Below are 12,617 nucleotides of genomic sequence, written 5' to 3'. Positions count from 1 at the left end.
CTGGCCCAACGTGCCAGCACACTACGGCAGTTGACCGCGGGGCCGCCCCTCCCGATCGGCCCCGCCCACCACTCACCGCTCGGCCCCCACCGATCCCGTGCCGCCCGCGCCACCACCCATGCCCGCCGCGCCTTCCCCGTCTTCCTTGCCTTTCGATCCTCCGGCGCCTTCCTTCCCCGCCACCTTCGCCGTCCCTTCCGAGCCCTCCACCACTTCTGTCCCCTCCGTCTCATCGGTCGCAGGCTCCGCGCCCGGTTCCACGGGCCCGTACAGTGCGTGTTCCGCGCCGGTCTCCACTGCCCAGTAGCGGTCGCCGTAGGACCAGTGCCACCACTCGGTCGGGTAGTTGACCAGGCCCGCCCCGCGCAGCGCGGCGGCCAGGATCCGGCGGTGGGCGCGGGCTGCGGGCGTCACGTCCGGCGCCGAGGTGTAGCAGGCGCCGCCGCTCTCCTCCGGGGACGCGTCGACCGGTGTCCCCATGTCGACCTCCTCGCCGTCCGCGGTGACCAGCGTGAGGTCCACCGCACCGCCCGCGCTGTGCGGGGCGATCTCCGGTGGCGACACATAGCGGCTGGCCGCCCGGCGGATCCGTGCCTCGTCCCAGTCGGGGTGGTCGGCGCGGAGCCTGTCGGCGTACCCCGTGAAGTAGTGGCGCTGGAGGGCCGGCGGGCGGTACCCCTCGACGACCCGGAGCCGCCACCCGTCGGGCAGTGCCTCCTGCGCGGCCAGCAGCCGGCGCAGCACACCCTCCCGCAGCTGGGCGAACACGCCGTCCGCACCGTCGCCCTCGCCGTCCGCCCCGGTCCTGAGGCGGCCCGCCATCAGCTCGGGCGCGGCGGTGCGCACGTCCACCAACGGCTCGCCGCACTCCCGGACCGGCACCGCGGCCACCGCGGGGTCGGCCATCAACGTGATCGCGTCCCGGACGTCGCTCAGCACCAGCTCCGCACCGTCGCCGCCGGGACCGGCCGACGCCACCGGTTCGCCGGACGGCAGCCAGCAGCCGCTGAGCCCCGCGGCCGGCCCGGGGCTCCCGACGCCCGTGCCGTTGGCGAGCAGGACGTGCAGTCCGTGCTCGCGGGCCAGCTCGCCATAGCGCGCGACCCGTTCCGCGTCGCCGTGGAAGGCGCTGGACAGATACACCCGGCAGCCGTCCGCCACGGCCCGCTCCGCCACCTCGGGGAAGGAACTGTCGAAACAGGTGGCGAGCGCGAAGCGGATCCCGCCCAGGGTGAACCGGCCGTGCGCGCTGCCCGGCGCGAACACCGCGCTCTCGGTCTCGGTCAGATGCCGTTTGTCGTAGCGGGTGAGCAGGGCGCCGTCCGGTCTGTAGACGAAGCTGGCGATGGTGGGCCGGGCGCCGTCCTGGCTGCTGCCCCCGGGGCAGTTGACCACCGCCGCGACACCGGTCGCGCGGCACACCTCCCGTATGGGCGCCAGCCGGGGGTCGTCGGGCGGGACGGCCGCCTTCGCCGGATCGTCGGCAATCGGCCGGAGGTCGTAGTGGCTCAGGGCCAGCTCGGAGAACACCACCAGTCCGGCGCCGCGCTCGGCGGCCTCGGTGATGAGATGTGCCATCCGCGTGGCATTGCCGGCGATGTCGCCCGGTACGGAGGGGAGTTGTGCGGCTGCGATGATCATTCCCTCATGATGCCCACCCCGCATCCCGCCCGCGGCGGCCTGTGGATAACTCCCGACCAAACAGTCGGCACAGCACATGCAGCACACGCGGCCCGCGACGGCCGGCCGAGTCCCTCACCCCCGCTCCCCGCCCACGCCGCACCCACCCCTCCCGCCGAACCCACGCCCCTCATCTCCCCGTCCCCTCCCCGGACTTCCCGTCTCCGAGCAGCGTCAGGAAGTCGCGGAACGAGGCGGGCATGTCGACCCGTTCCGGATCCAGCAGCCACTGCAGCTGGAGTCCGTCCATCACCGCGACCAGGAGCGGGGCCGCCCGCTCCGGGGACAGGCCGCCGGGCAGGCGGTCGCCGAACTCGGCCCGCAGCGCGCCGGCGAGCGCCTCGCGGACGGCGCGGAAGCGGGCCTCGAAGAAGTCGCGTGCCGGGTGGTCCTCGGTGACGCTGTCGGCGGAGAGCACGGTGTACGCCTGGACGACGCCGGGGCGGGTGGCGTTGTAGTCGACGAGCTGGGCGAGGGTGGCGGTGCGCCAGGAGCCGGAGGCCGCGGCGGCCGCGTCCCAGCGGTCGCGCGCCTCCAGTACGCCGACCAGCAGCAGCTCCTTCGTCGGGAAGTGGTGCAGCAGCCCCTGCTGCGTCAGTCCGGCCCGCTCGGCGACGGCGGCGAGCGAGGTCCGGCGGTAGCCGCGCTCGGCGATCAGCTCCATGGCGGCCTCCAGGATGGCCTGCCGCCGTTGCGCGCGCTGCGCCTCGCGCCCGCCGCCGGCCCGCCGGGTACTGCGGGCCGGGCCCTGCTCCTGTGCACTCACCGGCCGAGGGTAACCCTCCCGTTCCGCCCCCTCCGCGGCGCGGCACAGGGGTAACGGAACGGGAACAGTGCCTACCTGCCATCCGGTGTGGCGGTAAGAATTCGGCCAGGGGGTCGCCCGTCCACGCAAGGGAGCGCCGCACATGACCGACCAGTCGCACGCCCGCCATGCCGCGCCCGGCCCCCGCACCGCCCCCGGCCCGGACGGGACCGCCCACATGGACCCCCGCGACCACGCCGCCGCGGTGGAGCGGGCGCTCGGCGCGCTCGACCTGGACACCAAGGCCCGGCTGCTCTCGGGCCAGGACATGTGGAGCCTCCCGGCGGTGCCCGCGATCGGACTGCGGTCGCTGGTGATGTCGGACGGTCCGATCGGCGTCCGGGGCCGGCAGTGGAGCGCGGAGGACCCGTCGGTGGCGCTGCCCAGCCCCACCGCCCTGGCCGCCACCTGGGACCCCGAACTGGCCCGCCGGGCCGGCCGTCTGCTCGCCCAGGAGGCCCGCCGCAAGGGCGTGCACGTCCTGTTGGCACCGACCGTCAACCTGCACCGCTCGCCACTGGGCGGCCGCCACTTCGAGTGCTACTCGGAGGACCCGCTGCTGACCGGCGCGATCGGCGCGGGCTATGTGCGCGGCGTGCAGGACGGCGGCGTCGGCACCACCGTCAAGCACTTCGTCGGCAACGACGCCGAGACCGAGCGCTTCACCGTCGACAACCGCATCGCCCCGCGCCCGCTGCACGAGCTGTATCTCGCGCCTTTCGAGCACATCGTCGCCCACGCCCGCCCCTGGGGCGTCATGACCGCCTACAACCAGGTCAACGGCTCCACGATGACCGAGCACCACCACCTCGTCACCGAAGTGCTGCGCGGTGCCTGGGGCTTCGACGGCTGCAACGTCTCCGACTGGACGGCGGCCCGGAACACCGTCCGGGCCCTGCGAGGCGGCCTGGACGTGGCGATGCCGGGGCCCCGCACGGTCTTCGGCGCTCCGCTCGCGGCGGCCGTCCGCGCGGGCGAGATCGACGAGTCGGAGGTGGACGCCGCGGTCCGCCGGGTGCTGCTGCTCGCCGCCCGGACCGGCTGTCTGGACGGGGTGCCGCCCGCGGTGGCCCCGGCCGACGCGCCCGGGGGCATCGACGGCCGGGCCGTCGCCCGCGAACTGGCCCGCCGTGCCATGGTGCTGCTGCGCAACGAACCGGTGGGCGAGACGCCCGAGGGCGGTGCGCGCCCGCTGCTGCCGCTGGACGCCGACGGGCTGCGCAGCGTCGCCGTCGTCGGCGCGGCCGCCCGTGACGCCCGGGTGCTCGGCGGCGGTTCCGCGACCGTCTTCCCCGCCGGGATCGTCTCCCCGCTCGCGGGCCTGCGCGCCGCGCTCCCCGAGGGCGTCGAGGTGCTCTTCGCCACCGGCGCCGACCCGCGCACCCGGATCCCGCACGCCCGCGAGGGCTTCACCCTGCGCGCCCGCTACCTCGCCGCCGACGGCCGGGTGCTCGCCGAGACCCCGCAGTTCGACGGCCGGGTCCAGGTGCTCGGCAGCTTCCCCGACGGCGTGGCCCGGCGGGACCTGCACGCCGTCGAACTCACCGGCAGCTTCACCCCTCGGGCCACCGGAACCCACACCCTGGCGGTGGCCGGCTCGGGACGGCTCCGACTGACCCTCGGCGCCGCCGTCCTCTTCGACGGCGACGGTGCCGGGCAGGAGAGCAGCAGCGACCCCTTCGAGGCGTTCATGCAGCCCACCGAACACCTGGTGGCAGCCGATCTGGCGGCAGGTCAGGAACTTCCGCTCACCCTGCGGTACATCCCGCACCACCTCGGCCTGGGCGGGGGCCTGGACACCCTGAACTTCGTCCTCGGCCACCGCGAGCCGCAGTGCGACGGGGACGCCGAGATCGCGGAGGCGGTTCGCACGGCGGCCGGCGCGGACGCCGCGATCGTCGTCGTCGCGACCACCGAGGAGGTCGAGTCGGAGGGGTTCGACCGCACCGACCTCAGGCTGCCGGGCCGGCAGGACGAGCTGGTCGCCCGGGTCGCCGCCGCCAACCCCCGCACCGTGGTGGTGGTCAACGCCGGCTCCCCGGTGGAGATGCCCTGGCGCGACCTGGTCCCCGCAGTGCTGCTGAGCTGGTTCCCCGGCCAGGAGGCCGGGGCGGCGCTGGCCGACGTCCTGCTCGGCGCCCACGAACCGGGCGGCCGGCTCCCCACCACCTGGCCGGTCCGCCTCGCCGACGCCCCCGTCACCGCCGTCACCCCCACCGACGGCACCCTGCCCTACGAGGAGGGGCTGTTCATCGGCTACCGCGCCTGGCAGCGCATCCCCACCGCCCCCGCGTACCCCTTCGGCCACGGCCTCGGCTACACCCGCTGGGCGTACGACTCCCTGGACACCACCCCGGACTCCGTACGCGTCCGGCTGCGCAACACCGGTGACCGTCCCGGCCGCGAGGTCGTCCAGATCTACCTCGCGCCGACCGGCGACATCTCCGGAAGCCCAGAACGCCCGTCCCGTTGGCTGGCCGGTTTCACCACCGTCGAGGCGGGCCCCGGCGAAAGCGTGGAGGCCGAGATCCCGCTGCCGGGGCGCGCCTTCGAGGTCTGGTCGGAACCGGACGGCGGCTGGCGCCGCGTCCCGGGCACCTACACCGTCGAGGCGGCCCACAGCAGCGCCGACATCCGGCTCACCGCGCGGATCACTGCCGACTGAGCACCGAGACGTCGCCGCCGCTCGTCCGGGCGGATATTTTGTGCGCCGAGCCCTCGTCCGTCGCGACGGAGACCTTGCGGTTCCCGCCGCTGGTCCCCGCGTCGACGGCGTAGGTGCCCTTGGGCACGCGGATCGTGAGGTCGCCGCCGCTGGTCCGCCCGGACACGTCGTCGGGCACCGCGTCGAGCGTCAGCTGCACATCGCCGCCGCTGGTCTTCACCTTCGCCCTGCGGACCTTGCTGTCCTCGACGGTGATGTTGCCGCCGCTGGTGTCCGCGGTGATGCCGCCGGAGGCGCCGCGGACGGTGATGTCCCCTCCGCTGGTGTGCAGGTCGACGGAGGCGTCACGCGGCAGCAGCACGCGGTAGCCCACCTCGCAGTGGCTGCCCGTCGAGCAGTCGTCGGCGGTCAGCGTCAGCCGGCCGTCCTTGAGGGTGTGCGCGGTCTGCGGCTTGGCGTCGTCGTAGCGGAACTTCTCCGTCACCTTGACCGGGACGCCGGCCTCCACCGGCACGATCTCGATGTCCCCGCCGTGCGTCGTGGCCGACAGCGAGCGGACCGTGCCGTCGACGCCGTATGTCCGCTGGGCGGACTTGAGCGGGCCGGTCACCAGCGAGCAACCGGTCGTCAGCAGGGTCAATGCCGCACAGGGCAGGACGAGATGGGCGGCGCGAAGACGGGCCATGGCGATTCCCCCGAAGCAGTGGTGACGGTGCGGATGCGGAAGGGCCGGAGCCGGCCGAACCGCATGGTCAACATCATCCCCATGCCGCACCCCGCGGACGTCGCCGCACGGTATGAGCTTCGCCATCCCCGCACGGTATGAGCCGCACCGCCGCCCCCTTAGGGGTATCCCCGAGACCGGTGAGGGCCGGACCGGCTCACCCGGCGGACGCCGCCTCACCCTTCAGGGGGTTTTCCTTGCGCGTGATCGTCCGGAACGCCAGCTCCGCCAGCTCCTGCTGGCCGCTCGGTCCCGGATGGAACCAGTCCCAGGTGCTCAACTGCCGCCCGGTGAAGCGGTAGTCGAAGACCGACCGGTCGAAGCGGCACAGCGCGTCCCGGGCACAGACCGCCGCCAGCGCCTCGTTGTACGCCATCACCCGCTCCCGGACCAGCGTCCGCCGGTCCTGTGCCGGCTTCGTCAGGTCGTCCGGGTCCCGCAGCATCGACCCGCAGATGCCCAGCTTCCACACCTGCTTGCCGAGCTCGTTCCGGCGCCCCTCCGACCACAGCCGCAGCAGGTCCGGCACGGCCGCCACGTACACCTGGGTGCGCGGCAGGCTGCGCCGCAGGGTCTTCAGGGACCGCTCGAAACCGGCGCGGAAGTCCGCCGGGGCGGTCATCGCCCCCACGTTGCTGCGGCAGGCGTCGTTGGCGCCGATCAGGACGGTGACCAGCTCGGGTCTGCGGGCCGCCGCCGCGGTGATCTGCCGCGGCAGATCGCTCATCAGGGCGCCGGTCCGGGCGAAGTTCCAGCTGTGCCCGGCCGGGTTCCTGAGCAGCCGTCGGGCGAGGCTGTCGACCTTGGGGCTGGTGCCGGTGGACCAGGAGACCTCCGGGCAGTCGGAGAGCACCGTGCAGGCGTCGAAGCCGACGGTGATGGAGTCCCCGAGGGCGGCGATCGAGGCGGGGTCCGTGCGCCAGGCAGGCGTGGGCTTCACGGTGGGTTTCACCGCGGCCCGGCCCTTCGGGGCGGAGTCGTCGGCGCAGGCGGTGGCGGTGGCCAGCAGCGCGGAAACCGTCGCGCAGGCCAGCGCGGCGCGGGCGGCGAGGCGGGGACGGCGAGGGCGGACGGGCTGATCGATCGGCGTCATGCCCTGTCCTCTCCGGCGTGCGAGTGATATCTCTTCGGGTACCGACGGTACGTCACTTCCGGTCCGGCACCGCGCGGTAGCTTGGCCCTGTGCCTGCCGGTCGGTGACCCGAAGTGGTACATGCAGTCGGCACAGACAAATTACAACACGTCATTTCCTGTCCCTTTTGCGGCAAATTCCGCCTAGTGGTGTTTACTGTAGGTCACCTCGCATGCTGGTGCCGAAGTGATCACTGGGGCAGAATGTTGGAAGCTGTCCCGGCCGCGACCGGAACGGGCACGAGGCCGCTGGGGAAGGCGAACCTCGAACCGCACGGGAGGTCCCGGTGACGACACGTGGAGTCTTGTACGTCCACTCCGCTCCACGAGCACTCTGCCCGCACGTCGAATGGGCGGTGGCGGGTGTCCTCGGGGTGCGCGTCAATCTCGACTGGATCCGCCAGCCGGCGTCGCCCGGCACCTGGAGAGCGGAGTTCTCCTGGCAGGGCGAGGCCGGCACCGCCTCCAAGCTCGCCTCCGCGCTGCGCGGCTGGCACCTGCTCCGCTTCGAGGTGACCGCCGAGCCGTGCTCCACCGCCGAGGGCGAGCGCTACAGCTCCACCCCCGACCTGGGTATCTTCCACGCCGTCACCGGCCTCCACGGCGACATCCTCATCCCCGAGGACCGGCTGCGCGCCGCCGTCGCCCGCTCCGCCCGCGGCGAGACCGAACTCGCCGCCGAGGTCGCCAAGCTGCTCGGCAAGCCCTGGGACGACGAGCTGGAGCCCTTCCGCTACGCCGGCGAGGGCGCCCCCGTGCGCTGGCTGCACCAGGTCGTCTGAGCGACGTCCCGCAAAGGGGCCCGTACGGAGCCTTGTGCGGGGGCCGCACGACGACACACGGTACGTGGTTGACCTGGAGTCCGCTCCAGGTCCTAGCGTGCGTCCATGGCTGACAACAACACCTCCGACACCCTCTCGGTCGCCGTCCTGGGCACCGGGATCATGGGCGCGGCGATGGCCCGCAACCTCGCCCGCGCCGGGCTGGACGTCCGCGCCTGGAACCGCACCCGCGCCAGGGCCGAGCCACTGGCCGCCGACGGGGCCCGGGTCACCGACACCCCGGGAGAGGCCGTCGACGGCGCCGACGTGGTCCTCACCATGCTGCTCGACGGCCCCGCCGTCCTGGACGCCATGCGCCAGGCCGCCCCGCACCTCGCCGCCGGCACCCTCTGGCTCCAGATGAGCACCGTCGGACCCGCGGCACTCGAACCGCTCGCCCGGTTCGCCGCCGAACAGGGCCTGGGCTTCGTCGACGCGCCTGTACTGGGCACCAAGGCGCCCGCCGAGAAGGGGCAGTTGACCGTCCTCGCCGCCGGGGCGCCGGCGCTGCGGGAACGCGCCGGGCGGGTCTTCGACATCGTCGGCGGCCGCACCCGGTGGGTCGGCGAGGACGCCGCGGGCGGGGCCGCCAGCCGGCTCAAACTCGTCGTCAACAGCTGGGTGATGACCGTCATCAGCGGTACCGGTGAAACCCTGGGGCTCGCCAAGGGGCTGGGCGTGGACCCGCGGGAATTCCTGGAGGCGGTGGCCGGCGGCTCGCTCGACATGCCGTACCTGCGGATGAAGTCGGAGATGATCCTCTCCGGCGAACTCGCGCCCAGCTTCACCGTCTCCGCGGCACGCAAGGACCTCCGGCTGATCACCGAGGCCGCCGAGGCGGCCGGCGTCCGGACGGACCTGGCGGCCGCGGCCGGGGAGCGCTTCCGCCGGGCCGAGGAACAGGGCCACGGCGGCGAGGACGGCGCGGCCGCGTACTTCGCCAGCTTCGACGGCTGACGGCCGCCCGCGGCAGCACGAGGGCCCGCCCGGTCGTCCTGACCGGGCGGGCCCCTGTTGCCTCTGTGCTGATCGTCGCCTGGTGGCGGGTCAGACCGTGCGGAAGGCGAGGACGACGTTGTGGCCGCCGAAGCCGAACGAGTCGTTCAGCGCCGCGATCCGGCCCTCGGCGGGCAGCGCGCGGACCTCGTCGCGGACGATGTCCGCCTCCACCTCGGGGTCGAGGTTCTCGATGTTGATGGTCGGCGGGGCCGTCCGGTTGTGCAGCGCCAGGATGGTGGCGACCGTCTCCACGCCGCCCGCGCCGCCCAGGAGGTGGCCGGTCATCGACTTGGTGGCGGAGATCGCCATGTGCCGCACGTCGTCGCCGAAGACCTTGTGCAGCGCCTTCAGCTCCGCCAGGTCGCCCTGCGGCGTCGAGGTGGCGTGCGCGTTGACGTGCACGATCTCGGACGGGTCGAGGTCGCTGTTGTCGAGGAGGTTCTGCAGCGCGTGCGCGATGCCGTTGCCCGAGGGCTCCGGCTGCACGATGTCGTGGCTGTCGGCGGAGATGCCCTGGCCGACCGCCTCGGCGTAGACCCGGGCGCCGCGCTTGGCGGCGTGCTCGGCCGACTCCAGGACGATCACACCGGCGCCCTCGCCCAGGACGAAGCCGTTGCGGTCGGTGTCGAACGGGCGGGAGGCGCCCTGCGGGTCGTCGTTGTTCTTCGACATCGCCATCATGTTGCCGAACGCGGCGATCGGCAGCGGGTGGATGGCCGCCTCCGTGCCGCCCGCGACGACGATGTCGGCACGGCCCGTACGGATCATCTCGATGGCGTAGCCGATGGCCTCGGAGCCGGACGCGCAGGCGCTGACCGGGGTGTGGACACCGGCGCGGGCGTTGACGTCCAGACCGACGTTGGCCGACGGCCCGTTGGGCATCAGCATCGGCACGGTGTGCGGCGAGACCCGGCGGACGCCCTTCTCGCGAAGGATGTCGTACTGGCCCAGGAGCGTGGTGACCCCGCCGATGCCGGAGGCGATGACCGTGCCCAGGCGGTCGGGGTTGACCGAACCGGCCGGGCCGGCGGCGGCGTCCGGCTCTCCGGCCTTGGCCGTGAAGCCGGCGTCCGCCCACGCCTCACGGGCCGCGATCAGCGCGAACTGCGCCGAGCGGTCCAGTCGGCGGGCCTGCGGGCGGGGCAGCGTCTCGGTCGGGTCCACCGCCGCCTGAGCGGCGATCCGGACCGGAAGCTCGGCTGCCCAGTCCTGCTCCAGGAGGCTCACGCCGGACCGGCCGGCGAGCAGGCCCTCCCAGGTCGAAGCGCTGTCGCCACCCAGCGGTGTGGTTGCGCCGATACCGGTGACGACCACGGTGCGATTGGTCGCGTTCACGGGAATTCTTACTCCACGGGTAGAGGTGTCTGAATCGACGGCGCCACCGCCGGGTGGCGACATGCGCTGCGCCAGATCAGGACTGGTGCTTGAGGATGTAGTCGGTCGCGTCGCCGACGGTCTTGAGGTTCTTGACGTCGTCGTCCGGGATCTTCACGTCGAAGCGCTCTTCGGCGGCGACGACGACCTCGACCATGGACAGCGAGTCGACGTCCAGGTCGTCGGTGAAGGACTTGTCCACCTTGACGTCCTCGGTGGGGATGCCGGCGATCTCGTTGACGATCTCGGCGAGACCCTTGACGATCTCTTCCTGAGTGGCGGCCATGATGGCGCTCCTTCGTATAGCGGGAAACTGCTTGATCTGACAGTGAAGCGGTGAAGGCCCGCACAGCGGCCGGCACGTCGTGCTCGGTGCCGGACTGCGCAGATCTTGCCTAGGGGAGAGTAACGACCGTCGCGGCGTACACGAGACCCGCCCCGAAGCCGATGACCAGCGCGGTGTCCCCGCTCTTGGCCTGACCGGTCGCCAGCAGCCGCTCCATGGCGAGCGGAATGGAGGCGGCCGAGGTGTTGCCGGTGGTCTCCACGTCACGGGCGACCGTGACGCTCTCCGGCAGTTTCAGAGTCTTCACCATCGAGTCGATGATCCGCATGTTGGCCTGGTGCGGGATGAAGACGTCCAGGTCGTCCGGGCTGACTCCGGCCTCGTCCAGCGCCTGCTGGGCGACCTTCGCCATCTCGAACACCGCCCACCGGAAGACCGCCTGGCCCTCCTGGGTGATGGCCGGGTAGCGGACCGCCTCCAGGGCGGGGCGCTCCGCCACCCCGTCGCCACCGGGCGTCGGGGTGGTGCGGTACACGTCCCAGGGGAGGGTCTGCTTGATGGTGTCGGACTTGTCGCCCTCCGAGCCCCAGACGGTCGGGCCGATCGCCGGCTCCTTGGCCGGGCCGACGATGACCGCGCCGGCGCCGTCGCCGAAGAGGAAGGCCGTGGCGCGGTCCTCCAGGTCCGTCAGGTCCGAGAGCCGCTCGACGCCGATCACCAGCACGTACTCGGCGGAGCCCTCGGTGACCAGGCCCTTGGCCAGCGTCAGCCCGTAGCCGAAGCCGGCGCAGCCCGCGGAGATGTCGAAGGCGGCCGGCTTGCCGGCGCCGACGAGGTGCGCGATCTCGGTCGCCACGGCCGGGGTCTGCTTGAAGTGCGAGACGGTGGAGACGATCACCGCGCCGATCTGCTCGGGCGTGATGCCGGCGTCCGCGACGGCCTTGCCGGACGCCTCGACCGCCATGGTCGCGACGGTCTCGTCGGGGCCCGCCCAGTGGCGCGTGGCGATGCCCGACCGCGAGCGGATCCACTCGTCGGACGAGTCGATGTGCTTGAGGATCTCCTCGTTGGGCACGACACGGGTCGGGCGGTAGCCGCCGACACCCATGATCCGCGCGTACGGGGCGCCCTTGGAGGGCTTGATCTTCGAGGTCATGCGCTGCGACTCCTATTCGGCCGGTGCTGCGGAAGCGGCGTCCGCGGCGGTGGCGATCAGCTCACGGGCCGCGTCGAGGTCGTCGGGCGTCTTCAGGGCGAGCGTCCTGACCCCGGGCAGGGCGCGCTTGGCCAGGCCCGTGAGGGTGCCGCCGGGCGCGGCCTCGACGAGCGCGGTGACCCCGAGCTCCTTGAAGGTCTCCATGCAGCGGTCCCAGCGCACGGGGTTGGCCACCTGGCCGACCAGTCGCCGCACCACTTCCTGGCCGGAAGTGACCACCTGGCCGTCCTTGTTGGAGACGTACCGGACGCGCGGGTCGGCCGGGGACAGCTCGGTGACCGCGGTCTCCAGTGCCGAGACGGCGGGTGCCATGTGGTGGGTGTGGAACGCGCCGGCCACCTTCAGCGGCACGACCCGGCGGGTGCCCTCCGGCTTGTCCTCGACCAGCGCGGCGATCTGCTCGGCGGTGCCGGCGGCCACGATCTGGCCGGCGCCGTTGACGTTCGCCGGGGTCAGGCCGAGCTTCTCCAGGTGCGGCAGGACGACGTCGGCGTCGCCGCCCAGCAGGGCGGCCATGCCGGTCTCGGTGACCGCGGCGGCCTCGGCCATGGCCAGCCCGCGGCGGCGCACCAGGGACAGCGCCTCGGCGTCGGAGAGGGTGCCGGTCAGGGCGGCGGCGGCGAGCTCACCGACGCTGTGGCCGGCCGCGGCGCCGGTGTGGGCGGCGACGTCGTCGACCGTCGGGAAGAGCTGTCGCGCGGAGATCAGAGAGGCCGCCACGAGGAGCGGCTGTGCCACCGCGGTGTCGCGGATCTCCTCCTCGGTGCCCTTGGTGCCGTAGTGGACGAGGTCCAGGTCGATGGCCGCGGACCATTCGCGGAGCCGGTCCTCGACTCCGGGGAGGTCGAGCCAGGGGGTCAGGAAGCCGGGCGTCTGAGCGCCTTGGCCGGGAGCGACGAGTACGAGCACCCTCACA

11 protein-coding genes are annotated in these 12,617 nt (G+C 73.1%); 3 read left to right on the top strand and 8 right to left on the bottom strand.

All coding sequences use genetic code 11. The features are described from left to right. Positions 1–72: 72 nt before the first annotated feature. Positions 73–1,641: a nitrilase-related carbon-nitrogen hydrolase gene (locus K2224_RS27845; protein WP_221909319.1), complete on the bottom strand. Its 1,569-nt coding sequence runs from the start codon at positions 1,639–1,641 to the stop codon at positions 73–75. Positions 1,642–1,810: 169 nt separating this feature from the next. Next, complete coding sequence (locus K2224_RS27840; RefSeq protein WP_221909966.1) at positions 1,811–2,344, bottom strand: TetR/AcrR family transcriptional regulator; 534 nt, start codon at positions 2,342–2,344, stop codon at positions 1,811–1,813. Positions 2,345–2,588: 244 nt separating this feature from the next. Between K2224_RS27840 and K2224_RS27835 the strand changes: the two genes are divergently transcribed. Next, complete coding sequence (locus K2224_RS27835; protein ID WP_221909318.1) at positions 2,589–5,150, top strand: beta-glucosidase; 2,562 nt, start codon at positions 2,589–2,591, stop codon at positions 5,148–5,150. Here the strand turns inward: K2224_RS27835 and K2224_RS27830 are convergent. Together K2224_RS27830 and K2224_RS27825 are read right to left on the bottom strand one after the other, a co-directional pair. Further along, positions 5,137–5,835 (bottom strand): DUF4097 family beta strand repeat-containing protein, encoded by a 699-nt coding sequence (locus K2224_RS27830; RefSeq protein WP_221909317.1) that lies wholly within the window; start codon positions 5,833–5,835, stop codon positions 5,137–5,139. The genes K2224_RS27835 and K2224_RS27830 overlap by 14 nt on opposite strands. 196 nt (positions 5,836–6,031) lie before the next feature. Further along, the gene (locus K2224_RS27825; protein WP_221909316.1) at positions 6,032–6,967 is read right to left on the bottom strand and encodes an SGNH/GDSL hydrolase family protein; all 936 of its coding nucleotides are present in this window, start codon (positions 6,965–6,967) and stop codon (positions 6,032–6,034) included. Between the two features lie 325 nt (positions 6,968–7,292). Here K2224_RS27825 and K2224_RS27820 point away from each other — a divergent pair, with 325 nt between their 5' ends. After that, positions 7,293–7,787, top strand: coding sequence for a DUF3145 domain-containing protein (locus tag K2224_RS27820; RefSeq protein WP_221909315.1), 495 nt, complete (start codon positions 7,293–7,295; stop codon positions 7,785–7,787). Positions 7,788–7,892: 105 nt separating this feature from the next. Further along, positions 7,893–8,783, top strand: a complete 891-nt coding sequence (locus K2224_RS27815; RefSeq protein ID WP_221909314.1) for an NAD(P)-dependent oxidoreductase — start codon at positions 7,893–7,895, stop codon at positions 8,781–8,783. A gap of 90 nt (positions 8,784–8,873) precedes the next feature. Here K2224_RS27815 and K2224_RS27810 read toward each other — a convergent pair whose 3' ends face one another. The 4 genes from K2224_RS27810 to K2224_RS27795 form a co-directional block, all read right to left on the bottom strand. Then, complete coding sequence (locus tag K2224_RS27810; protein WP_221909313.1) at positions 8,874–10,160, bottom strand: beta-ketoacyl synthase; 1,287 nt, start codon at positions 10,158–10,160, stop codon at positions 8,874–8,876. A gap of 76 nt (positions 10,161–10,236) precedes the next feature. After that, positions 10,237–10,485 carry an acyl carrier protein gene (locus K2224_RS27805; RefSeq protein ID WP_100601360.1) on the bottom strand — a complete coding sequence of 83 codons (249 nt, stop codon included), beginning with the start codon at positions 10,483–10,485 and terminating at the stop codon, positions 10,237–10,239. A gap of 109 nt (positions 10,486–10,594) precedes the next feature. Next, positions 10,595–11,641 carry a ketoacyl-ACP synthase III gene (locus tag K2224_RS27800; protein ID WP_221909312.1) on the bottom strand — a complete coding sequence of 349 codons (1,047 nt, stop codon included), beginning with the start codon at positions 11,639–11,641 and terminating at the stop codon, positions 10,595–10,597. A gap of 12 nt (positions 11,642–11,653) precedes the next feature. After that, positions 11,654–12,610, bottom strand: coding sequence for an ACP S-malonyltransferase (locus K2224_RS27795; protein WP_221909311.1), 957 nt, complete (start codon positions 12,608–12,610; stop codon positions 11,654–11,656). Between the last annotated feature and the right edge of the window lie 7 nt (positions 12,611–12,617).

It is taken from the genome of Streptomyces sp. BHT-5-2 (assembly GCF_019774615.1).
Taxonomy (GTDB): domain Bacteria; phylum Actinomycetota; class Actinomycetes; order Streptomycetales; family Streptomycetaceae; genus Streptomyces.
The sequence above is the reverse complement of the archived record's forward strand: the minus strand, read 5'-3'. Positions and strand labels throughout refer to the sequence as shown.

Bases quoted from the DNA above. Each gene is read 5' to 3' on its own strand.
- K2224_RS27845 (WP_221909319.1), bottom strand. From the start codon at position 1,641: ATGATCATCGCAGCCGCACAACTCCCCTCCGTACCGGGCGACATCGCC.
- K2224_RS27840 (WP_221909966.1), bottom strand. From the start codon at position 2,344: ATGGAGCTGATCGCCGAGCGCGGCTACCGCCGGACCTCGCTCGCCGCC.
- K2224_RS27835 (WP_221909318.1), top strand. From the start codon at position 2,589: ATGACCGACCAGTCGCACGCCCGCCATGCCGCGCCCGGCCCCCGCACC.
- K2224_RS27830 (WP_221909317.1), bottom strand. From the start codon at position 5,835: ATGGCCCGTCTTCGCGCCGCCCATCTCGTCCTGCCCTGTGCGGCATTG.
- K2224_RS27825 (WP_221909316.1), bottom strand. From the start codon at position 6,967: ATGACGCCGATCGATCAGCCCGTCCGCCCTCGCCGTCCCCGCCTCGCC.
- K2224_RS27815 (WP_221909314.1), top strand. From the start codon at position 7,893: ATGGCTGACAACAACACCTCCGACACCCTCTCGGTCGCCGTCCTGGGC.
- K2224_RS27805 (WP_100601360.1), bottom strand. From the start codon at position 10,485: ATGGCCGCCACTCAGGAAGAGATCGTCAAGGGTCTCGCCGAGATCGTC.
- K2224_RS27800 (WP_221909312.1), bottom strand. From the start codon at position 11,641: ATGACCTCGAAGATCAAGCCCTCCAAGGGCGCCCCGTACGCGCGGATC.